General features: G+C 37.1%; 27 protein-coding genes and 1 pseudogene. 18 read left to right on the forward strand and 10 right to left on the reverse strand.

Annotated elements, in window-relative coordinates; translation table 11 throughout:
• Window positions 1-45: 45 nt before the first annotated feature.
• Window positions 46-1080 (forward strand): DNA polymerase III subunit delta, encoded by a 1035-nt coding sequence (holA, locus tag NE257_RS03575; protein WP_251885785.1) that lies wholly within the window; start codon window positions 46-48, stop codon window positions 1078-1080.
• Window positions 1081-1159: 79 nt separating this feature from the next.
• Here the strand turns inward: holA and rpsT are convergent, their stop codons facing one another.
• Window positions 1160-1414 (reverse strand): 30S ribosomal protein S20, encoded by a 255-nt coding sequence (gene rpsT / locus NE257_RS03580; RefSeq protein ID WP_007208461.1) that lies wholly within the window; start codon window positions 1412-1414, stop codon window positions 1160-1162.
• A 264-nt stretch (window positions 1415-1678) separates the two neighbouring features.
• On the opposite strand from rpsT, the gene NE257_RS03585 reads away from it, so the two are divergent.
• On the forward strand, window positions 1679-2695 hold the full coding sequence (locus NE257_RS03585) for an inorganic phosphate transporter (RefSeq protein WP_251851447.1): 1017 nt from the start codon (window positions 1679-1681) through the stop codon (window positions 2693-2695).
• 11 nt (window positions 2696-2706) lie between these two features.
• The gene (locus tag NE257_RS03590) at window positions 2707-3330 is read left to right on the forward strand and encodes a DUF47 domain-containing protein (RefSeq protein ID WP_251855210.1); all 624 of its coding nucleotides are present in this window, start codon (window positions 2707-2709) and stop codon (window positions 3328-3330) included.
• A gap of 153 nt (window positions 3331-3483) precedes the next feature.
• Here the strand turns inward: NE257_RS03590 and NE257_RS03595 are convergent, their stop codons facing one another.
• The 3 genes from NE257_RS03595 to NE257_RS03605 form a co-directional block, all read right to left on the reverse strand.
• The gene (locus NE257_RS03595; protein WP_007208458.1) at window positions 3484-4317 is read right to left on the reverse strand and encodes an undecaprenyl-diphosphate phosphatase; all 834 of its coding nucleotides are present in this window, start codon (window positions 4315-4317) and stop codon (window positions 3484-3486) included.
• Window positions 4318-4461: 144 nt separating this feature from the next.
• Window positions 4462-5145, reverse strand: coding sequence for a histidine phosphatase family protein (locus tag NE257_RS03600; protein ID WP_251885786.1), 684 nt, complete (start codon window positions 5143-5145; stop codon window positions 4462-4464).
• 38 nt (window positions 5146-5183) lie between these two features.
• Entirely contained in the window at window positions 5184-5804 is a 621-nt protein-coding gene (locus tag NE257_RS03605) for an MBL fold metallo-hydrolase (RefSeq protein ID WP_251885787.1), read from the reverse strand.
• Between the two features lie 194 nt (window positions 5805-5998).
• Here NE257_RS03605 and NE257_RS03610 point away from each other — a divergent pair, with 194 nt between their 5' ends.
• From NE257_RS03610 to NE257_RS03635, 6 genes are all read left to right on the forward strand, one after another.
• On the forward strand, window positions 5999-6538 hold the full coding sequence (locus NE257_RS03610) for a hypothetical protein (RefSeq protein ID WP_251885788.1): 540 nt from the start codon (window positions 5999-6001) through the stop codon (window positions 6536-6538).
• Between the two features lie 61 nt (window positions 6539-6599).
• Window positions 6600-6971: a phage holin family protein gene (locus NE257_RS03615; protein ID WP_251885789.1), complete on the forward strand. Its 372-nt coding sequence runs from the start codon at window positions 6600-6602 to the stop codon at window positions 6969-6971.
• Window positions 6972-7010: 39 nt separating this feature from the next.
• The gene (locus NE257_RS03620) at window positions 7011-9371 is read left to right on the forward strand and encodes an ATP-dependent DNA helicase (RefSeq protein WP_251885790.1); all 2361 of its coding nucleotides are present in this window, start codon (window positions 7011-7013) and stop codon (window positions 9369-9371) included.
• Between the two features lie 105 nt (window positions 9372-9476).
• The gene (locus tag NE257_RS03625; RefSeq protein ID WP_251885791.1) at window positions 9477-10403 is read left to right on the forward strand and encodes a YitT family protein; all 927 of its coding nucleotides are present in this window, start codon (window positions 9477-9479) and stop codon (window positions 10401-10403) included.
• 66 nt (window positions 10404-10469) lie between these two features.
• Complete coding sequence (locus NE257_RS03630; RefSeq protein WP_007208451.1) at window positions 10470-10805, forward strand: metal-sulfur cluster assembly factor; 336 nt, start codon at window positions 10470-10472, stop codon at window positions 10803-10805.
• A 672-nt stretch (window positions 10806-11477) separates the two neighbouring features.
• Window positions 11478-11906, forward strand: a complete 429-nt coding sequence (locus tag NE257_RS03635) for an LPXTG cell wall anchor domain-containing protein (protein WP_251885792.1) — start codon at window positions 11478-11480, stop codon at window positions 11904-11906.
• A gap of 310 nt (window positions 11907-12216) precedes the next feature.
• Here the strand turns inward: NE257_RS03635 and NE257_RS03640 are convergent, their stop codons facing one another.
• From NE257_RS03640 to lgt, 4 genes are all read right to left on the reverse strand, one after another.
• Window positions 12217-12321 carry a type I toxin-antitoxin system Fst family toxin gene (locus tag NE257_RS03640; protein WP_022797289.1) on the reverse strand — a complete coding sequence of 35 codons (105 nt, stop codon included), beginning with the start codon at window positions 12319-12321 and terminating at the stop codon, window positions 12217-12219.
• Between the two features lie 221 nt (window positions 12322-12542).
• Window positions 12543-12728, reverse strand: a complete 186-nt coding sequence (locus NE257_RS03645; protein ID WP_002307645.1) for a DUF2933 domain-containing protein — start codon at window positions 12726-12728, stop codon at window positions 12543-12545.
• On the reverse strand, window positions 12725-12949 hold the full coding sequence (locus tag NE257_RS03650; protein WP_251870046.1) for a hypothetical protein: 225 nt from the start codon (window positions 12947-12949) through the stop codon (window positions 12725-12727). The genes NE257_RS03645 and NE257_RS03650 overlap by 4 nt, the downstream gene beginning before the upstream one ends.
• Window positions 12933-13736 (reverse strand): prolipoprotein diacylglyceryl transferase, encoded by an 804-nt coding sequence (gene lgt / locus NE257_RS03655; protein WP_007208418.1) that lies wholly within the window; start codon window positions 13734-13736, stop codon window positions 12933-12935. Before lgt ends, NE257_RS03650 begins: the two co-directional genes overlap by 17 nt.
• A gap of 155 nt (window positions 13737-13891) precedes the next feature.
• Here lgt and NE257_RS03660 point away from each other — a divergent pair, with 155 nt between their 5' ends.
• The 9 genes from NE257_RS03660 to NE257_RS03700 are packed head-to-tail and all read left to right on the forward strand — an operon-like array spanning window position 13892 to window position 19835.
• Window positions 13892-14506: a TIGR01906 family membrane protein gene (locus tag NE257_RS03660; RefSeq protein WP_002405071.1), complete on the forward strand. Its 615-nt coding sequence runs from the start codon at window positions 13892-13894 to the stop codon at window positions 14504-14506.
• Window positions 14507-14521: 15 nt separating this feature from the next.
• On the forward strand, window positions 14522-14887 hold the full coding sequence (locus tag NE257_RS03665) for a BlaI/MecI/CopY family transcriptional regulator (protein WP_251885793.1): 366 nt from the start codon (window positions 14522-14524) through the stop codon (window positions 14885-14887).
• Window positions 14871-15092 carry a cation transporter gene (locus NE257_RS03670; protein WP_251885794.1) on the forward strand — a complete coding sequence of 74 codons (222 nt, stop codon included), beginning with the start codon at window positions 14871-14873 and terminating at the stop codon, window positions 15090-15092. Before NE257_RS03665 ends, NE257_RS03670 begins: the two co-directional genes overlap by 17 nt.
• 20 nt (window positions 15093-15112) lie before the next feature.
• On the forward strand, window positions 15113-15301 hold the full coding sequence (locus NE257_RS03675; protein WP_052607508.1) for a heavy-metal-associated domain-containing protein: 189 nt from the start codon (window positions 15113-15115) through the stop codon (window positions 15299-15301).
• 10 nt (window positions 15302-15311) lie between these two features.
• Entirely contained in the window at window positions 15312-16895 is a 1584-nt protein-coding gene (locus NE257_RS03680) for a multicopper oxidase family protein (protein ID WP_251885795.1), read from the forward strand.
• A gap of 27 nt (window positions 16896-16922) precedes the next feature.
• Entirely contained in the window at window positions 16923-17603 is a 681-nt protein-coding gene (locus tag NE257_RS03685) for a response regulator transcription factor (protein ID WP_251885796.1), read from the forward strand.
• Window positions 17603-18997, forward strand: a complete 1395-nt coding sequence (locus NE257_RS03690; protein ID WP_007208412.1) for a sensor histidine kinase — start codon at window positions 17603-17605, stop codon at window positions 18995-18997. Before NE257_RS03685 ends, NE257_RS03690 begins: the two co-directional genes overlap by 1 nt.
• Window positions 18998-19011: 14 nt before the next feature.
• The gene (locus NE257_RS03695; protein WP_002307659.1) at window positions 19012-19218 is read left to right on the forward strand and encodes a hypothetical protein; all 207 of its coding nucleotides are present in this window, start codon (window positions 19012-19014) and stop codon (window positions 19216-19218) included.
• 20 nt (window positions 19219-19238) lie between these two features.
• Window positions 19239-19835 (forward strand): YdhK family protein, encoded by a 597-nt coding sequence (locus NE257_RS03700; RefSeq protein WP_251885797.1) that lies wholly within the window; start codon window positions 19239-19241, stop codon window positions 19833-19835.
• A gap of 197 nt (window positions 19836-20032) precedes the next feature.
• Here the strand turns inward: NE257_RS03700 and NE257_RS03705 are convergent.
• Window positions 20033-21334: pseudogene (locus tag NE257_RS03705) on the reverse strand (ISL3 family transposase).
• A gap of 135 nt (window positions 21335-21469) precedes the next feature.
• Complete coding sequence (gene tnpC, locus NE257_RS03710; RefSeq protein ID WP_251885798.1) at window positions 21470-23065, reverse strand: IS66 family transposase; 1596 nt, start codon at window positions 23063-23065, stop codon at window positions 21470-21472.
• Between the last annotated feature and the right edge of the window lie 59 nt (window positions 23066-23124).

Consider the following 23124-nt stretch of genomic DNA (forward strand, 5'->3'; position numbering starts at 1 on the left):
CAGCAGATGTGCATGATAGGATAAAGACGGAAGGTAGGTTGAGAAATGTCAATTCAACAAGCACTAAAAACTATCGCAACAATAGAAACCTTACAGCCCGTTTACTGTATTCAAGGTAGTGAGTCCTATCTGCAACAAAAGGTCAAAGAAGCCTTCTTACAGCGCATGGCAATTACTGAAAATGACTTAAATTTCACTCAAATTGATTTGGAACTACTCACCGTGGATCAACTAATTGATGAAGCAGAAACCGTGCCATTTTTTGGTGATCAACGGCTACTCTTTGCCATGAATCCTTATTTTTTGACGAGTGAAAAAAAGACCAATGGACCAGATCATAACTTGGACCGTCTGATTGAGTATCTTAACTCGCCCTTACAAACGACGGTACTCGTTTTTTTCGCACCGTACGATAAATTTGATGAACGGAAGAAGATAACCAAGAGACTAAAAAAACAAGCAGTCCTAATTGATACCAAACCCTTAGCGGAAAACGAAGTCAAACGCATGGTACATGAGAAACTAAAACAAGCGAATGTGGACATCGAGCCACAAGCGTTAGAGCAGTTTTTACGATCGACTGAAATGGATCTGAGTAAGGCCATGCATGAACTAGAGAAGCTCATTCTTTTTGCTAGTGCCACTGGGCGTATAACGGTAAAGGCTGTAGAGCAACTCATCCCCAAAACACTTGAAAATAATGTCTTTGAGTTAACTGAAATGATCTTAAAAGGTAAGGCAGATGGGGCGTTAGAAGGGTATCGTGAGCTTTTGTTACAAGGTGAGGAGACAATCAAAATTAATGCGATTTTGATTGGACAAATTAGATTATATTTACAAGTGGCAATACTAATGGAACAAGGAATGCAACAAGGGGCAATCGCGGATCAAGTCAAAGCACATCCATACCGAGTAAAGTTAGCGATGCAACAGTCGCGGAAGTATTCAAGAAGTGAGCTAGAGGGATTATTTGATCAATTAGTGGAAAATGATTACAAAATGAAGACTGGTCAGATGACCAAGGAGTATTTATTTGAATTATTCATTTTGCAAACAGCCAATCGATTAGTAGGACGATAAAAAAAGAAGTTCCTTGAACGAACTTCCTAGAAACTAGTAAGCTAATTTCTAGGAATCAATTCAAAAGGGAACTTCTTTTTTATTTAGCGATTTTTTTGCTTAGGCGAGATTTGTCGCGGCTAGCTTTGTTTTTATGGATTAATCCTTTTGTTTCAGCCATGTCAATCGCTTTAGCAGCTTCTTTGTATAACGCATCTACGTTTTCAGCTCCAGCAGCAACAGCTTCTTCAAATTTCTTGATTGCTGTACGCATAGTGCTTGTTTGAGATGAATTTTTCGCATTAGCAATTTCACTAGTGCGAACGCGTTTGATTGCAGATTCAATGTTTGGCATTTTGTTCACCTCCAAAATAAAGTCTTATACGATTATCGTATAAATCAACACTAATTATTATAACGAATCCTTGCGACGATTGCAATTAAAAGTTGTAAAGAAATTTTACTTAACAGATTTTTTTGAAATCACCAGAAGAGTAAGAAAAAAAACTTCATAAATTAACAAAATGAATACATAAAATTTACAATATTTAAAATAATGGTTTTGATTTAATTGTGGCTATGGTATGATACTTACGAAAATTTAAATGGTGGTGAAAAAATGAGTATCGCCCTTATTGTTACAATTGTGTTGGTTATGGGGGTTATTTTTGTTAATGGTTGGACGGATGCGCCAAATGCAATCGCGACGGCAGTTTCTACGAGAGTATTAAGGCCGAATTTTGCAATTGGTTTGGCTGTAATTATGAACTTCTTGGGTGCATTGGTGATGACGTATTTCAATGCACAAGTAGCCGAAACAATCAGCAACATTGTCAATTTCGAAGCGCAAGGATTACAGGCTGCGCAAGTTGCGTTGGCTGCTTCGCTTTTTTCAATTGTTGTCTGGGCAGTAGCTGCGTGGTTTTTTGGTATTCCGACTAGTGAATCACATGCACTGATTGCTGGCTTGACTGGCTCCGCTATGGCACTGGGTGGTGTAGCTGCAGTCAATATGGCGGAATGGAGTAAAGTATTAGTTGGTTTGGTTGTATCAACAGCGATAGGCTTTTTCGGAGGGTATTTGATTACCAAGCTTGTTGTACTATGTTTTAGAAATGTACCAAGAAGAAAGGCAAACAAATTCTTTACGTATGGTCAAGCCTTTGGTGCAGCTGCCAACGCCTTTTTGCACGGTGCACAAGACGGTCAAAAATTCATGGGTGTATTTATGTTAGGGCTTTATTACAATAACCTAGCAGAAAAAACGGGTAACGGTTTTACCATTCCGCTATGGGTGATGGCACTTTGTTCATTGACGATGGGATTAGGAACGTCAGTTGGTGGCATGAAGATTATCAAGTCGGTCGGCATGGATATGGTGAAATTAGAAGTATATCAAGGGTTTTCAGCAGACTTAAGTGCTGCTATCTGTTTATTTTTGGCTTCTGTGTTAGGGATACCAGTATCTACGACTCATACAAAAACGACAGCAATCATGGGAGTAGGAGCGTCGAAGCGTCTATCAAGTGTCGATTGGAAAATCGTAAAAGAGATGCTTTTCGCTTGGATTATGACCTTTCCTGGTTGTGGGTTAATTGCATATTTGATGGCTAAATTGTTCGTAGCAATATTTTAAGGAGATTGAAGATGGCTAGAAAAAAACAATACAATTATTTTCAAAAATTAAATGAATTAGCAGTCCTGGTACAAAAAGCAGCGATTTGTTTAGAAGAATTGGTTCAAAATTTTTCGCAAGAAAATTTAGATGGCTATTCTCAAAAAATCCATGACTATGAACATCAAGCAGATGCTATCGTGGATGAAATCACAAATGAACTTTACGATTCATTTATTACACCAATCGATCGAGAAGATATCTTGGAAGTCGCGACTCATTTGGATGATGTACTTGATGGAATCAATAGCTTAACGTATCTTTTTGAAAATTTAGCAATTTCAGCGATGCGACTAGAAACAGATTTATTTGCTAATTATGTTCGTCGCGCCTGCGATGGTTTAGAAGTAGCGATGAAGGAATTTCCGAAGTTCAAAAATTCGAAAAAATTGAAACAAATGATTAAACAAGTGACCGAAACCGAATCAGAAGCTGATCGTCTATTCAGTCGTTTGAAGAAACAATTGTTTACAGATGGCACACAAGTTTTAGAAATTATCAAATGGAAAGACGTATATGAGCGTTTTGAGACTACCATTAATGATGCTGAATATGTAGCAGAATTAATAGGTGGGGTTGTCATTAAAAATTCATAAAAAAAGGCTGAGGCAAAAATGCTCAGCTACAAGCAAAAAGACCAGAAAATCCAGTAGTTGTTTTTCAAACTTTTGGATTTTCTGGTCTTTCGTTGTACTAGCGTGCTAGTTTGTCGAATTTTGCAGCAGCAAATTTTTGATAGTAGACAGTTTCTATCGAGCGACTACCCAATAGCCGATTAAAATGATACCAAGAACTATTCGGTACCATCCAAAGGCAGTAAAGTCATTTTTCTTAATGTAAGAAATCAAGAATTTTATAGCTAGAATCGATACGAAGAAGGAAACGACTGTTCCTGTTAATAATATGATCGTATTTTCTGTTGTAAAAGAATGTCCTTCTGCGAAAAATTTGACGATTTTTAGTAAACTTGCGCCAAACATGGTCGGAATTCCTAGGAAGAATGAGAATTCAGCAGAGATAAAGCGTGACGCTCCTAATAAAATCCCACCTAAAATCGTTGCACCAGAGCGTGATGTCCCAGGGATTAAAGCAAGCACTTGGAACATACCAATGAATAACGCCAATTTATACGTGATTTGATGAAATTCTGTAATCTTCGGTGTGATGCTACGATTTCTTTTTTCCACGACGATAAAGGCAACCCCATATACAATTAACATAATAGCAACTGAAATAAAGTTATAAAAATGAGCATCCAACCAATCATCTAATGGCAATCCAATGATGACGGATGGCAAAATAGCTACGATTACTTTAAACCACAGTGACCAAGTATCGTTTTTTTCAGCCTTGGATTTGCTAAGGGCAAATGGGTTTAATTTGTGGAAGTACAATACAACGACCGCCAAGATGGCACCTAATTGAATAACTACATTAAACATCGTCATAAACGCTTCTGACTCTTGCATCTTGAGTAACTCATCAGCCAAGATTAAATGGCCTGTACTACTAATCGGCAGCCATTCGGTAATGCCCTCAACAATCCCAAAGATAATTGCTTTTATAAAATTTTCAATAAACATACTTTCATTCCCTTCAAAAATTCATACGAATTTAGTATACGACAGGTCAGCAAAGAAAAAAACCATAAGTTTTGTAAAGAAGTGTAAAGAAAACGCTCCAAATAGCAATTTTTCCATCTTCTTAAAACTTATGGTTCTTATTGATTAGTTCATTCCTTTTTCAATGTAAGCCGTACTGGCAAACTCTTCAATGGTAAACTTGCCATTTTCGTACAAGAGGCGTGTCACTGATCCATTGTCGATATCGACGCGAACAGTGTTTTCTTCATTAATCAGATGCATCAAGAAGGCGATCGTTAAGCCGTGAGACACGACGACTACTTTGCCACCGCCATTTCTTTCGACACGATGGGCGATGTCCTCAAAGCCAGTCCAGACTCTTGTCGATAATTGTTGGTAGGTCTCAGCCCAGTTAGCCGTATCAGCATCATAAATGGCATTACAAATATCTTCAAATGAGACATGATTGGCAATCATATTGTCATAATCTGGAAAATTCAAAATTCTAGGGACAACACCCCACATTTCTGCATCATAGCCACCTTCAAGGGAACCAAAACACCACTCACGAATTCGTTCATCGGTATGATAAGGAATGTCTTTGCCATTTGGATGTTCTTTTAAAATTCGGCGCATCGTTTCAATTGCTCGTCCACTATCACTTGAGACTGCTTCAACAAAAGGAATATCACTCAGTCCATTTCCTAAATATTGAATCCGTTCAACCCCACTTTTTGTCAAAGGAGTATCACACCATCCTTGTACCCGTTGTACTGTGTTAAACATTGTTTTACCGTGACGAACGACATATAATTCAGTTTTTGCCATGAAGATTCCTCCGTTCTATACTTGTTCTTTGCGTAAATTTAGTTAAAGAAAGGGTTAGTTGCTTTTTCGTGACCAATCGTGGTTGGTTCACCGTGCCCAGGGTAAGCATCAAAGGAATCTGGTAAAGTAAATAGTTGAGTCTGGATGCTGTTTAGTAATTGTTCCAAATTCCCAGTATATAAATCCGTTCTACCGATGCTACCTTTAAACAAAGCATCGCCACAAACCACAAATGAATCAAAGATGAAGCTGATACTACCGATCGAATGGCCAGGAGTAGGGACGACTTCAAATGAAAAGGAGCCAATCGTAAGCGTAGTATTCAACTCAAACTCATGCTCGGCATCGCGCGCAGTAATAGGACCTAATTCTGGATGACGACCAGATAGGTTTTTTTGTGGGGATTGGAGCCATTCTTGTTCATCAGAGCTGACATAGACGGGAATCTGATACTGATCGCGAATCGCGTCAACCGCACCAATATGATCGTAATGGGTATGCGTAAGGATAATTGCTAGTGGGGTGGCAGCTGTTTTTTTGATTGCGGCAATGATCTTTTTTGCATCTGCACCTGGATCTACAACTAACAGCTCATTATTTTGCCATAGCAAATAGCAATTTTCTTGTACTGGTCCTGTGACAATTTTCTGGATATTCATGAAACATCCTCCTTTTCTTATTCATTTAAGTATACCTTATCATATATAAACTGACAAAGCAGGATGAGTCAGAGGAAAAAAAGAAAAAAGCGAAAATCAGCTGAGAAAAAACTAAATTTCTTCACAAAAAAAATAGTGTGCTGGTTTCATAAGGTAAAATGAAACCAAGAATTGCGAGAAAAGGAGGGATTCGCTTGAAACAGTATCGTTTTCTCGGACTATTTATTGTATGCCTCATGTTAGTTGGTTGCCAAAAGGCGGCTGATACGACAATCCATGTGACGACCGACTCGGTAAGAGAATCGACAGAACCAACAAGCGAATCACTTTTGTTAAAGCAAAATTTTATGCTGATACAGACGGATGCCGCACACTTTCCGCAAAGCCAAGGGGTATTTGATATTCAGAGCGATCAAATGACCGTCGTCAAACAATATATTCCAGTCGATAACCCCAATATTACCCAAGACAATAAATTAAATGCTGATGGGTCTCAGGATACGCATCAAGTCGCAGAAGACGTCATGAAGACGTTTCCTGATCAAACCTATGATGCAGATCCATATAAGGTCTACGAGACTGTCATAACTGACATTACTGTGTCGATTGACGACAGTCAGCTGCTCATCAAAGGGGCAGACAATTACCAACAACTATTTACTTTTCAAAATGACAATTACACCCAAGTGAAAGATCAAAATGACGTCATTTATGAAGTCCGCATCAGTAAATAATAAATTCTTTTGACATTTCGCTTTTTCTTTACGTTTATATGAGTAGAGAGGAAGTGAGAGGATGAAAGTAGTCTTTCAAGAATTAATGGAACAAGACGTTTTGTATTTATTGGCTTTGTTGTGTTTGGCGATGTTTGTCGATTTGGTCAGTGGTATTGTGGCGGCTAAAATTACCCACGAATTCACCTCCAAAATCGGCATTAACGGGATTTTAAGGAAAGTCAGCAGTCTATTATTACTGCTCTTCTTTTTACCTGTGAGCCTATTAATACCACTTAAAGCTGGGGTTGGCTTGTTGTATGCCTTTTATGTAAGTTATTTGTTTATGGAGATTCATTCGATTTTAGAAAATTATCAAAAAATGGGCTTCGATACAAAGCGAATGAAGGCTTTTATTAAATCAATACAAGATTATTTGAAAAAAGGACGCTAACAAGGTAGGATTAAAAGAAAACGGGAAAAAGGAAGCCACATGCCACAAGAGAAAATAGCAGTACGAAAACTAGTCGAATTTGTGCTGAAAAAAGGGAGCATCGATAATCGCACGGTCAGTCTGCATACCGCACAAGAAGGTGCTGCGATTCATCGGAAGCTTCAAAAACAAGCAACTGAGCCAGAATACCAAAAAGAAGTAGCATTGTCGTATGAGGCCGTGATTGAAAAAGATCATTTGCTCGTCGAGGGACGGGCGGATGGTCTTTTTCGTGAAGAGGAAGACTGGGTGATTGATGAGATTAAGACGTCTGAAGTACCGTTTGAGTCACTGACCGAAGAGACCTTGGCCTTGTACTTTGCCCAGGCGATGGTCTATGCCTATATCTATGCCAAAGAAGCTCATGTTTCACAGATGCGTATTCGTTTATCTTACTACCAAACCATCGAGAAAAAGCTGACTCAGCAAACCAAGACCTATCAACTCGACGAACTGACAAACTTTTTTGAGCAACTAGTAAAAGAATACCATCGTTGGCTCGTCTTCAAGCGCACGTGGCGAAAACGCCGCAATGAATCAATAAAAGAACTAACTTTTCCGCATGGCTCCTTTCGACCTGGGCAGCGAGCATTGTCAGCCGTTGTCTACAAGACGATGAAAGCCAAACGCACACTGTTTTGTGAAGCGCCGACTGGAACAGGTAAGACCATGGCGACCCTTTTCCCGACCCTAAAGAGTCTAGGAGAAGAAGAGGAAGACCATCTGTTTTATTTGACGGCTAAGACCATTACAAGGCAAGTGACAGAAGACGCGATGGAACATTTACGGCAAGCGGGCCTAAAAAGCAAGTCGGTCACATTAACGGCCAAAGAAAAAATTTGTTTTTTGGATAAGCAAACGTGTAATCCAGTCGATTGTCGCTTTGCAAATGGCTATTATGATCGCTTGAATGAAGCCTTGTGGGACAGCTTACACCATGAAGATACCTTCACCCGTGCAGTCATCGAACGCTATGCTCAAAAGCATGAAATTTGTCCCTTTGAGTTTTCGTTGGATATTAGTCTCTGGTGCGATGTCATTATCGGGGATTACAATTATGCCTTTGATCCAAATGTCTATTTGCGCCGCTTCTTCGATGAATCGAATGATCAAAATCTCGTCTTAATCGACGAAGCCCATAACCTAGTGCAACGATCAAAAGAAATGTTTACAGCAGCCATTGACTCAGCTTCCTTTGAGCAAATACTAAACAACTCGACTAATGACGTCAAGCTCAAAAAAACAACCACCAAGCTCATCAACGAACTCGATACGATTGCCCAATATCTGCATGACACGGGTAAAAAAGAGCATTACCAAAAGGCAAAGTCTGACACCCTCGATAACTTATTGCTTCACTGGACGGGGCAAGTCAAGGAACAATTAGCCAAACAAGCAAATCAAAGTACCGACGAACAATTACTTGAGACATATTTTGCTGCATTGCGGTACTTAAAAATTAGTGAGCTTTATGATCATCACTTTGAGACTGCCGTGACAGTATCTGATACAGACACCATCACAGTGACCTTAGTTTGCCTTGATCCGGCACCATTATTAGAAATACGATTGAAGCAGACACAAGGCGCGGCATTGTTTTCAGCGAGCTTTCAGCCACTGGACTACTATCAGACCGTCCTAGGTGGAGACGAAGAGAGCATGCGGTTTCGCATCCAAAGTCCTTTCCAGGAAAAGCAACAACACGTCATGATTCACGCTGGTATTGAGACAGTCTATCGTAAGCGGGATCAATCCTTACCGCATTTGACAGAAGCATTGGCGACATTTGTGCAGCCAAGAGTCGGTAATTATCTCGTCTTCTTTTCTTCTTATGCCTATTTGCAACAATCCTTGACAGCTTTTCACCAAGCCTATCCGACCATCCAAGTCATAGTGCAAGAGGAGAATATGAGCGAAGAAGACCGCAGCCAATTTTTAGCTGCCTTTCAAGCAGCCCCCACCAAGACTTTGGTCGGCTTTTGTGTCCTCGGAGGAGTCTTTTCAGAAGGAATTGATTTGAAGGGGACACGTCTTATCGGTACGGCAATTGTTGGTGTAGGCTTGCCCCAAATGGATCAAAAGCAAGAGCGTTTGCGGTTGTATTTTGAAGACCAAGAAAAAAATGGCTTTGATTACGCCTATCGCTTACCAGGAATGAACAAAGTTATTCAGGCAGGTGGTCGGGTTATTCGCGACGAACAAGATTACGGGGTGATCCTACTCATTGACAACCGCTATCGACAACCTGCCTACCGCCACTTACTGCCGCAACACTGGCAACCGGCAATGATACTGTACGATAATCAGTCAATCCAAAAAGATTTACGGCAATTTTGGGCAGGTGTCGATAATATTCTGTGAAAATGCTAGTCGAACGATAAGAAGTTGCTAAAAAAATGGTAGCGATACTTTTCAACTTTGATGGTTGTTGATATGCTTCGGATAGATTGTTTTGAGAGGAGTACCATGTCAGTGAAGATAGCTACTAACGCCTATCATGACTTAGGCAAAAAATTATGTATTATTCTTATTACTGGACTTACAGGATCGCTTTCATTAAATTTCTTTTTAAATCCAGGAAACATCATGTCAGCTGGACTAAATGGTCTTTCCCAAATTATTGTCGCTTTTGCTGAACAGACGACGGGGATTCATTTAAGCATGGGTCTGTTTATTCTATTGTTAAATATTCCCGTATTTATAGCTGGCTTTATCCGCTTAGGGGGCTCGGCGACCTTTTTTAGTTTTTTGAATGTGGTCGTCTTATCATTGCTAACTATGGTTTTTCCAGAAGGACACATCACGGATAATTTATTATTAAACGCACTGGTCGGTGGGGTCTTGATTGGTGTCGGCGCTGGACTTTCGCTAAAGTATGGTTTTACCACTGGTGGGATGGATATCCTGTCGCTCATCTTCTCTAAAATCACCGGCAAGACAGTCGGCAGCTATATGATGATCCTAAACGGTATCATTGTCTTACTTGCTGGGCTATTATTTTCTTGGGAGAGTGCACTTTATACAATAATTTCCATTTATGCGATGAGTCGCGTCGTAGATACCGTCCATACGAGCCATCAAAAAGTCACCGCCTATATAACAACAAGATGCGCGGATGAAGTCGGTAAAAATATTGCAGCGCATGTTTTTAGAGGAATGACATTATTTCCTTCGATAGGTGGCTACTCTGGCGTGAGTAGTCAGACGATCATGATCGTCATCACTCGTTATGAACTATATGATTTGGAACAAGCCGTACTAGAAGTGGACTCAGATGCCTTTATTAATATCGTGCCCACTCAATCGATTGTCGGTCGCTTTGCCTCAGATGATGAGCAACGTATTTTTAAAGCAACTGGATCATTTCCCGAATTAAAGAAACAGAAACGATAAGCAATGATTTACAAATAGTTGAAAAACAGGTATGATTTGCGTATGAATAGTGTAGGAGGAGATTGGATGAGCCAACCTTATACAGAGGAACAAATTGAAGAAATCAAAGAACGCATTTTGATTGCGTTAGAAACAGTTATTGATCCGGAGTTAGGAATTGATATCGTCAACCTTGGCTTGGTCTATGAAGTTGAATTTAATGGTGAAACTGGCCATACAATGATTAAAATGACATTAACGACAATGGGCTGCCCACTAGCAGATGTCTTAACAGATAATATCCATGATGCCTTATCTGAAGTAGAAGAAGTCGGGGAAATCGAAGTGAAATTAGTTTGGTATCCGGCTTGGACGACTGATCGCATGAGCCGCTATGCACGGATTGCTTTGGGGATTAGGTAAGCTATAGTATTTATCACTCATTTAGTACGTATTCTGAGCTGATTTTTCGGATTATGCGAACCAAACTAGTAAGAAAAACGTTGAACTCTCTTATTAACTTTCACAGAAGTTGATAAGAGAGTTTTTGTTTTGCAAAATTTCAGGTATGTAGAAATGTTTCAGAGGGTAAAGATTAGAGAAATTTTACCGAAAATGATACAGAAACCCAAGAAATTTGGAAGTAGTATGATCTTTAGATTCCTTTTCAAAGAGAGTATACTCTTTTAAAAGGAAAGTTGATACTTATGCTAGGTAAGTAGATGAATTCAAGATGAACTAACAAACGGAATAGACAAGGTGATTAGATGGGACTCATATTATTATTTTTCTGTATAGTAGTGGTCTATAAAATATATATTTCATACAAGAATAAAGATTTTTCTAAACAAAAGATTGATGCAATAATTCTTTTCGGATTAATTTTTTTAATCTTGCAACTATTTTTTCTAGCACCTATAAGCATGTAAGATTTTTGACTAAACAGTGTTGAAAGTGAGTCTCCGTAAGGTTTACATGTATACTGCAACCCGAGTTAACTATACAAAATTATCTGTCTTTCTATTATTTTCCTGTAATTAGTGTATTTACTCTTGAAGAGATAATCGTAATCTAGTCTCATAAAAGGAGAAAAATATGGGAGAGTTTGTTCAGTTTTATGTAGATCCAGTTGATCCAGTCGATCCAGTCGATCCAACAGAGCCAACGGAACCAACGGAGCCAACGGAACCAAGCAAGCCAACGGAACCAAGCAAGCCGACAGAACCAAGTAAAGCAGTAGACACAAACCCAATTGAAAACCCAGCTAATACAGATACAGGCGTTGTGATTGTTGCAATTGAAGATAGTAAACCAATCATTCAATTAGCAGACGGAACAACAAAAAAAGTTGAAGCTAAAGAAATTGGCGCAAATGTTCAAAAAGACGGAACAGTAACAGTTAAAGGTTCAGACGGAAAAATGAAAGTTTTACCAAAAACAGGAGAAACAGAAAATATTGCATTGTCTGTCCTAGGTTCATTAAGGGTATTAGGATCAGCATTCATTTTTAAAAAGAGAATCTAATTAAGTATTTATAAAAGCATGGTCGCAAGTTTCACTAGCAGCCATGCTTTTATTGTATCATTGCAGGACGTTTTGAAGATGAATGTATACTTTAAAATTAAACAAGCGCTTAGAATCGTTCTAGGCAACACCAATAACAACAGATAGAATCAGCAACTTGGCTTCATTTTAAAATCATGCTATAATAAATGTGCGAAACGATAAGATTTGTTGTTACACAACAACACAAAAGCCCAACCTACTGGAATAGGTTGGGCTTTTTTTTGCACCAGGCGCGAATCTGGCGTGTGGGTTAGCAAGCAACTTGCTTTCAATCGTTGTCTTTGTCCTTCTCTTCTAACCAATGAGAAAATAGTTCAGTGACTATGCCAACAAGTATTGGCGCAACGATTAACGATAAGATTTGGTAAAACACAACAACACCCCCTTTCGGGGCAAGTTGCCGTTAATTAGTATAGCATACTTAATATTCTAAACAGTTGGTAAATTAAGATTAAAATCACAAATCACTTGTTTATTAAGATATTAATTGTCAAATTAAGTTAGACTAAATATTTTGATAGAACCATTTCTATTCTGAACCATGAATTTAGTGAATTTTAAAGGAGTGTGAAATATAAATCACACTCCTTTAACTTATTTTAACCGTGATTTCAAATCGCTTAGTTCACTACTTAAGATATCATTTTGCTCTTTTAAATTTTCAAGATCCTGTTTCAATTGTTCGTCATCTTTTTCATTATGCGATCCTGAGTGCATACCCCTCATCATAAATATCATCATTATCGGACATAATAAAAGTAATAACCACTGCATTGTCATCGCTCCTTAACTAAGTTCTTTAGAGTAGCAACTTCTTCTTTTAATTGCTCAGTTTGGATTTTTAAACTTGCTATATCATTTTCGGAACCAGTGTGTTTTGAATGATCTTCTCCATGCATATGATGATGCCCAGCATGTCCGTGCCCTTTATGCATAAACATCATTGAGATAGGAAAAATTAGTAGTAATAGTAGTGGTAAGAGATTAAGTAATGCTTCCATGTAAATCTTCCTCCTTAGATTTTTTGAGATAGATGTAAGTTAATATAGAGCCAATTAATAGGACTATGGACAGGACTTGAGCCATTCTCAAGTTTGCTGTTAGCATTAAACTGTCGGTCCGTAATCCTTCAATCCAGAATCTCCCGACGGAATATAGTGAAAGATAAATTAAAAATATTTGCCCAAAGAACATTCTATTTCTTGACACCAGAAGCAAAATAATGAGTACTCCTATATTCCATAAAGACTCATATAAAAAAGTCGGATGATGGTAGGCCCCATCAATATACATTTGATCAATTATGAAAGATGGGAGTTTCAGAGATTGCAGGAACTCTATGTCTACAATTTCTCCATATGCCTCTTGATTCATAAAATTTCCCCATCGTCCAATGATTTGTCCAATTACTATACTGGGAGCAACTACGTCAGCAACATTCCAAAAAGAAAGATTTTTCTTCTTGCAATAAATAACCCCTGTCAATACAGCACCAATTAATCCACCATGTATTGCTAGACCACCTTCCCAAATTTTTAAGATACTTAAAGGATCATCAATGTACAAAGGTAATTCAAAAAGTACATAGTATAATCTGGCCGATATAATAGAAACTGGCAATCCATATAACAACAGATCAACAATTGTATCCTCAGGCAATGCCGCACGCTTTGCTCTTCTATTAGCAACAAAATATCCGATTATGATCCCAAACACTATGAAAATGGCATACCAATAAATAGTAAATGGACCAAACGAAATAAATACTCTGTCGTAGGGTTCTCTCAAATTCTTCCCTCCTTCCTAATGAACTTGTTTTGACTATAGCAGGCTATTATGGAAATTTTATGTAGACTTTTTGACAGATACATTGGTACACATTTTCTACACAAGTTTTTTTATCATTATATTAAAAGGAGTAATCTAATATAAATATTAATTTAATGAAAAAAAGCATGCTATTTCTATTATTTTTTGTCTTTGCTTTATCCCTCGCGATTACATTGACAATCAACTTCCCTGGTTTGCTCAAAATCAATTTATTCTTTCAAAGCGATATAAATTTTCAAAACTGGAGTAGATCTCAAGTGAATCAAGATTTTAGAAATTTAATGGGCTATTTAAATAATCCTTTTCAAAAAGAATTGGTTTTTGATAATCTATACGTCTCAGATCGCGGTATAAACCATTTTAAAGATGTTAAATTTTTGTTCCAGCTTAACTATTCATTGCTTCTTTCTACGAGTAGCATTCTTTTATACCTAAACAGGAAAAAATTAGTAACGCGTGATCAAGTCAGAGAAATCACTAGTTTAATCAAGTGGATGATAATATCAGTCTGTGTAATGGCACTTCTGTTTTTTGATAAAGCATTTGTGCTTTTTCATCAAGTATTTTTTGACAATGATGATTGGATGTTTGACTATCGTACAGATCCAATTATCAGTTTTTTACCGGAAACATTTTTCTTTTTATGCTTTTTATTAATTGTAACTATAAGTGTTTCTACTTTGACAACAATTCATCATTTGTTTAATAAAGAAGAACGTACTTTATGAATAGCCTAAGGAGGGATGGTCTTGGTCGAACACAAAATACAGGTATCGAATTCAGAGTTAGATGTTTTAAAGTTTATCTGGAGATATGAACCGGTAACATGTGGTTTAATAACACATGGAATGCAAGAGCGTAATAGTTGGCATCCCTCCACAACAAAAACGTTAATAAGAAGGTTGTTAGATAAAAATGTGATCACGTTTAACACTTCAAAAAACCAAAGATACTACACTTCACTGATTAAGAAGCAAGAATTTTTAGAAACCGAAATACAAAGGTTACTTTCTGGAATGGATGAAGGTTGTATATCAGAATTAAGCTACTATTTAAACGGATTGGTTAAACGTTCTGACACGGAGGAATTCAATGATTTCAAAATATAATCTTTATGGAATGACTTGTGCAGTTTGCGCAACAACAATAGAGAAAAAAATTCATGAGTTGGATGGAGTATATTTCGCTAAAGTTAACTTAACAACTGAGGTTCTAAAATTGGAATATGATGAAGGTGTTTTGTCTAATCATACAGTTATAACAGCTATTCAAGACATTGGTTATGACGCTGAGATTCGAAAAAAAATGAGATAAAGGTATTTGGAATAAGTGGAATGAATTGCTCAGGGTGTGCAACAAAAGTAAGAAATGCTTTGGAAGCAGAGCCAACAGTCAGTGTAAAAATAGTTGATTTGGCTAGAGGTACAGTTACTTTCGATGCTGATTCAAAATTAACTTTAACATTCTTAAATCAACTACTAAAAAATACAAAGTATACTGTAACTAGGAATATATCTATATAAGTATAAGTATATGTGGGGGAATCAACACAAAATCTCCACATATTTTTTTTATGGTAACTACATAATAGATATGGGAGATGATGGGTTGAAGAATAATAAATATATTTGGTTAGCAGCAACAATATCAATGTTGACCCTAGGCGGTGTTTTCATATTGATTCAACAGCAGAACAAGGAGGAGCATGCTGAAGTTATCTATCAAGAAGAACAACGACAAATCTCAAGTAGAATGTCCAATATGATGGGGGATAATCAAGAGGCTGATTTGAAGGTTGTACACCAAACAGATAGAAAACTATTGATTCCCCCTGTTCTTGAACCATCTTCAAAAAGCAAAGAAAATGTGATATATGATATAGTTGCTCAAAACGGAGAAGTTCAAATAATGGATGGAGAAAAAACTGAAACATTAGGCTATAACGGGGATTTTTTAGGACCAGTTATTAGACTGAAAAAAGGTCAAAAAGTTACTATCAATACAAATAATAATCTTGATGCTAGCACATCTTTTCATTGGCACGGTTTGAAAGTAGCTTCTGATGCAGATGGAGGTCCACATCAGATTATAGAAGCAGGACAGAAAAAAAGTGTAACATTCGAGGTTGATCAAGAAGCTTCTACACTCTGGTTTCATCCCCATCCGGAAGGAGAAACAGCATCTCAAGTTTATAAGGGTTTAGCAGGTTTGATGTATATTGATGATGACAACTCAAAATCATTAGATTTACCTTCCAAATATGGTGTCGACGACATTCCCTTGATTGTGCAAGATAAATCTTTCAGCTCCACTAATCAAATTAACTATGAAAATGATTTTAACTCTGATGGAACAAAAGGGGAGACGTTGCTTACTAATGGCACTATCAATCCATATATTGAGATAAAAAACCGATGGATGAGGTATAGAATTGTTAATGGATCTAATTCAAGAAACTTCACTTTTACTTTGGATAAAGATGAATCATTCTACCAAATTGCTACAGATGGTGGTTTTCTGAATACTTCTGTTAAACTTAGTAAACTACTTTTAGCCCCCGGTGAAAGGGCAGAAATATTAGTGGATACTCAGAATTATAAAAAAGGTGAGGTAATTCATTTACTAGCAAATAATTTGGTTGCCTTGACAATGAGAATTGAGAATACGATAGAAAACAAAGAGTTTACTCCCTCTGATAGTCTAAATACTATTAGTACTTTAGATGAAAAGAAATTGGAAGATTTAGCAAGACAAAGTATTAATTTAAGAGGAATGTCTCACATGGTAAACATCAACAATAAGCAATTTGATATGGAAAGAATAGATTTATATAAAAAATTAGGTACTCAAGAGATTTGGGAAGTTAACAATATTAGTAGTATGATGGGAGGCATGATTCATCCGTTCCATATCCATGGTGTTCAGTTTCAAATTTTATCTAGAGATGGAAATCAGCCCGCACTAAACGAGCAAGGATGGAAAGATACTGTGCTGGTAAATCCGGATGAAACAGTAGAACTTCTTGTGAAATTCGACCGTGAAGGTATTTTCATGTATCATTGTCATATATTAGAACATGAAGAGTATGGAATGATGGGACAAATGGAAATTAAATAGAAAATAATTTAAGAAGGATGATTGTCTATGAAAATTCTTATTGTGGACGATGAAGAAAAAATATTAGAAATTATTGATGCCTATCTAGTTGCTAATCATTATTCAGTTTATAAAGCAATAAGTGGCGCAATGGCATTGGAAAAGTTCGAGAAAAATAATCCTGATTTAGTTGTGTTAGATTTAATGCTTCCGGATACTGATGGATTGACTGTGTGTAGAAAAATCAGAGAAGTATCAAATGTACCAATTATAATGTTAACAGCTAAGTCTGATGAGGATGATATTCTTACTGGTCTCAAGTTAGGTGCCGATGACTATATGATTAAACCATTTAGTCCCAAAGAATTAGTTGCGAGAATACAAACTGTATTGCGCAGAACTGAGACCTTATCAAATCCTAATAAGCTTTCTTCAAGTAATGGGGAATTGATAGTATATCCTGAAAGTCGCCAAGTTTATCTACATCAAGTGGAATTAAACCTCACAACAACTGAATTTGATATTCTACACGCCCTAATATCCACACCTAATAAAGTCTTTTCTCGTAGTGATTTGATAAAGAAAGTTAAGGGAATAGAATTTGATGGACTAGATAGGAGCATCGATTCTCATATAAAAAACTTAAGACATAAAATTGAGAATGATGCTAAATCACCTATGTATATTTTGACAGTCCATGGTACAGGATATAGATTTGGTGGCCACTAATGAGAAAAAGAACGATAAAAACTCAATTAGTTCTTTCCTTTTTAGCAATCGCAACATTAATAATAGGATCGATTAGTTTAGTCGCATTAAGTTTGACGAATAATCATTTTAGTAAATACGTAGAAGAGCGACAAGAAGATTTGTTGAATCAGTATGTATATACAATTGATTTATTGTGGTTAAATAGTGGAGAAACATGGAACAGCGAGGAACTTGCAGCACTTTCTGAGAAAGCATTAGAAAATAATATTTATTTTTCTATAGAAGACGAACAAGGCAACATGGTTTGGGAACTTAAAGGAAAAAATTTGAAGTCAGCACAGGACAAACTGAAAAAAAATGCCTTGAAAGTTTCTGAGAAAAAAAGTGTGAAACTAGACGAAACAATAGAAGCGAAAAAGAAGTTAATTAATGATGGAAACGAGTTTGGAAAAGTAACGTTTTATTATTTCGGACCTTTTGCTTATACTGAGCACGATGCCTTGTTTATCTCCAGTATGAAACAAAGTTTAATGTATGTTGCTATTGCAGCTCTTCTTGTATCATTTATACTTGCTTCGTGGATCTCTGCTAGATTAGGATTACCACTAAAGCATGTAAGCGACTTTACACATAAATTAACCCGTGGAGAATATGCTGATAAAATCCCACAAGAAACTTCAATTATTGAAATTAATTCCTTGATTGATTCCCTAAATGATTTAAGTAATCAGTTGGAGAAACAGCTTGGACTTCGAAAAAGATTAACTACTGATATTTCACATGAATTAAGAACTCCATTAGCTACCCTTAAAGGCAATGTGGAAGGAATGATTGACGGAGTCTGGAAAATAACTCCCGAGCGCCTACAGTCTTGTTATGATGAAATAGATCGTCTAACTCGTTTAATTGGAAATATAGAAGTAATCAACAAAATTGAAGCAAAATATGATCATTTAAATAAAACTGAGTTTAACATATATAAGTTGATTGAATCCGTTATTGAAAATTTCGCCAGCAAAATTGAGTCAAAAGACCTTCATGTTGAAATCCAAGGGGATAACATCAATATATCTGCAGATAAAGATAAAATGAACCAAGTTGTTATCAATCTTTTGAATAATGCTATTAAATTTACGCAAAAGGAGGGAACCATTAAGTTTTCTATAAGTAAAAATAAAGACCATGTTCTTTTAATTGTTGAAGACAACGGCATCGGTATAGAAAAAGATCAGCAACTTCATATTTTTGATAGATTTTATATGGCTGACCCCTCCAGAAGTAGAGCTTTAGGGGGGCAAGGTATCGGATTAGCTATTGTAAAGAGCGTTGTTGAAGCGCATAAAGGTAGTATAACTGTAAAAAGTAAATTAGGTCTAGGAACTAAATTTGTTATAAAGTTACCATTTCAATAAAGGAGGAGAGTTATTTGTTTCAAAAACAGATAAAAATTGCTAAACTAGTATGTGAATGTTGGGCAAAAAAAATATTTTTTCAACTGATTTCGATAGATAGTGTCGAAAAAGTTCATTTAGATATCTTATCAAATTCTGTAGTAATCTTTTCTAAGAAGGACTTATCAATAGCTACAATTAAAAAAGAAGTTTTTGGATTACAAATTTATGAGATGACCTAAATGTGATTAATTAAAGGAGGATGAACACAGTGAAAAAGATGATAAAATTAGTATTTGCAAGTCTTGGAATTATTGTATTTTTAGGAGCGTGTAGCAATCAAAGTGAATCGAATAATTCTAAAAGCACAAACGTGGAATCGACTTCTACAGCGTCTAGTGAAATGAATAGTATGGAGGGAATGAATCACGAAGGTATGGTTCCTTCTTCAATGAAAGATGCTGCGAACCCTAAATTCCCGGTGGGAAGTAATGTTATACTGCTAGGCGATCATATGGAAGGGATGAAAGGTGCAAAAGCTCAAGTTGTAGGGGCCTTTGATACTACAATGTATGAAGTAAGCTATGAGCCAAAAACTGGGGGACCAATGGTTAACAATCATCGATGGGTAGTACAAGAAGAGTTAAAAGATACTGAGACTGTAGCAGATGAGGGCGATACTGTTATCTTGAATGCCGATCACATGGATGGGATGATGGGAGCTGAAGCAAAAGTAGATAAATCTATTACAGGAACTGTTTACGTTGTTAATTACACTCCAACCGATGGTCAAGAAGAAGTTAAGAATCATATGTGGGTAACTGAAGATGAGATGGAATATGACGAAAATAATGAGTAATTTTATATACTAAACCAATAAGCTGGTACATGGCCTTCGTATTCTCAACATGAGGAATATGAGCTCTTTGTTAATAAGGACTGATGAGTTGTGCAAAATCAAATCTGGGTCAGAACGAACCTCATTCTGGCTCAGATTTTTGGCTCTTCGACATTTAGTGCGGGTAGAGAGACAACTGAAAATTTAGTCATAACCAGTTAGGCAGAGTGCTTAACTGGTTTTTGTTTTACTTGGAAGATCAAGCCTTGAATGAGATAAATTCTTGCTCGAAAGTTGTGGAAATTTCGATAGCCGTAGGCTACTCGTTTTATCACTTTTATCTTATTATTTGTTCTTTCCAATGCACCATTACTATACCTGGGTTTTAAAGCATATTGAATCCCTAATTTGTATTTATTTAAAAACGTCAGCTTCTTACAAAACCATTGTGGAAGGCATTGATCTAAGCTGTTGATCGTATCGAAAAAACTTTGGTTGTCCTTGTGTTTAAAGTGATAGAGGAGGAGCTGGCAATTCTCATAAGCCTTGGTTAATTGATCGTCGTAACTCAAAAGCTCATCGACCATCGCTTTTTGCGTCATTGGTCTGCGAAAGGATCGATCATATTGATAATCGGAACTATCCAGATCATAGGCATGCGTAAGGAGTAATTTCCAGAATCGCTTCAATCGTCAATACTTTGTCGGTTCCGTTTTTTGAAACCTGTTCATTGTTTTGATTCGCAACTGATTTAACGTACGAGTGATTTGTTGGACAATGTGAAAGCGATTGGTCACGATTTTGGCGTTTGGGAAGACCGCTTTTACAAGTTCAAAATAAGGGGCATTCATATCCATCACAACGTATTTTACGTTCGCTCGTGCTTTTCGTGTGAAATTAAGGAAATATGGTTTTAAGAAAGTAAGGCGACGATTCTCCAATACACCGATTAATTGCTGGGTCTGCCCATTCATAAAAACAAAACTCATTTTTTCCACTGCAGGACTTCATCGATTTGTACTCATCAAAACAAAGGACCGAAGGTAACGTATCAAAACGAGGATGATACGTTTTTAAACAGGTGTGCAGGACACGCAAAACGGTTACGTCAGAGACAAAATAGCGATTGGCAATTCTTTTTTTATTGTATTCTTCGCTAGTTCCAAGGCAATTTGTACCTTTAATTCCTTTGAGAGATAGCAGTTTTCATCTACCAAATTGGTCTGAGCGTTGAATGTCGACTGACATTCTTTACAGTAAAAGCGCGTACGTACCAAGCGTAATTCTGTTTTGGTTGCTCGGTAAGGCAAAAGTTGGACTTTTGTTTTATGTGAGCCATTCTTAATGATTTGTCCTTCATTTTTGATGCCACATTTACGGCAATGGCTTAGTATATAGCTAAGTTTAGCATGGATAAGATTGGTGCGAAAACCATCTTCTTCTACTGTCTCTAACCATTCTTCTTCGAAGAATAAATTTTCATCTGTTAAACCTAACAATTTTCTAGTCCAATGATACATGGAGATATCCTTTCTTGGTATGGTTTTGTTTTAGACGACTAAATTCCACCAGTTAGGCTATAAGCGCCCAATAGAATAGTACCTGTACGCCAAATAGCCCAACCCCTATACTGGGAGCTGGGAAGTTTGGCATTTTTATTCTCCGCAAATTCTTTGAACATTCTCTTGCCAAGGCAGTAGAGCATCAATGGCTTCATTCGAAAACACCGGGAGGTTAGGAATTTTTTCGAATAAAAATTCTAGATATTTCATTGGCTGAAGCCCATTTAGTTCGGCGGTTTTGTAAACGCTGAGAATGATCCCTGATGTTCGCGCACCTTCTAAACTTGTAGAATGCAACCAATTTTTACGCCCAATTACCAGCTCCTTAATATTTCGCTCCGCACGATTATTGGTAAGCTCCAAGCGTCCATCTTCAAAGATATACAAAAAGCCACTACGAATCTTATGTGCATACTGAACAGCTTTATCCAATTTTGATTTGGGAACAGGGGTCAGTTCATCTAACCAACTATAAAAATTGTCTACTAGCGGACGTAATTCCTCTTGTCTTTTAACTAAGCGTTCTTGATGAGATAGCTTTTCCCATTTTTTCTCCAAGGCGAACCATTTTTTGAACTGATTTACCGCTTTTACTGCAGGCATTTCGCTAGTTTTCGCTCCTTTTGGGATAGCTTCCAGGAACTTACGTCGAGCATGGGCGAAGCAGTAGACGAGTTTCGTTTGCGTTAAGGCGTTGTATCCAGTGTAGCCATCACAGTGGAGATAACCAGTAAAGTCTTTCAAGAAGTCTTTTGGTACTTCTCCAGAACGACTTTCGTCGTGATGATAGTAGACTATGGGATGGAGACTTTCTTTGCCTGTACAAAATTGCCAGTAATAGGTATCACTCTTGGCGCTTTCAATTACTCGATACGTTGTTTCGTCGCCATGAAGGATGTCTTCTTGATTTAAATAGACTTGAAATCTTTTCGCAACCATATCCAGCGCATTGTGCACCGCTTTAATGTGCCAGTTACTAATATTATCACGCGAAATAGCTAAGCCTAAATCTTTTTGCCAATAATTTTCTTGGCGATAAGCAGGAATTTTTTGTCCAAATTTCATACGAATCGTTTCAGCAACGACACTATTGGAACCCAGACTATTAGAAATTAAAGGTTTGGGGACTGACGCTTTTTTAAAAGAGGAACGTCCCATTTTTTCACAAGCTTTACAACAATACGTGTGTTGATAATGAACAAGGCAATCGAGTATGGCAGGGTGAAAACGAACTTCTTCCCGGACTTTCGTCCGGCCAATATCTTTCATCTGTTGTCCACAATGCGTACAAGCTTGTTCTTCTATGGTTAACACATGATCTTCTTCAACCGTAGGTAACTGACTAATTTTGCTTGCTTTTGTTCCAACGATGCGCCGGTGACCTTGGACAACAATACTCCGTTGTTCCTCATCCTCAATTGAAGGTTTGGGAACAGTTTCTTCTTCAAACAAGTTAAGCTGGCCATTCGTTTCTTCATCGAACGTTTCTTTGGAACGGCCAAACAGTTTACGGGTTAAATAATTCAGTTTTTCGTTAAGCAACTGAATTTCTGTGGTTAAATTTTGAATCGTTTGCTGTTGAAATTCATTAAGTTGTTGTTGCTTTTGATTTCTTTCATTGGCACTTTGTAATAGCTGGAGAAGAAGTTTCTGATCTAGTTGAAGTGCATTCTTTTTTTGACTAGTCATTTTCAACAATCCTCCCTCATGAAAAGTTCGCTTTATCTTACCATATTCAGAGTATGCAG

The organism is Enterococcus italicus, from assembly GCF_023743875.1.
Classification (GTDB): Bacteria; Bacillota; Bacilli; order Lactobacillales; family Enterococcaceae; genus Enterococcus_G; species Enterococcus_G italicus.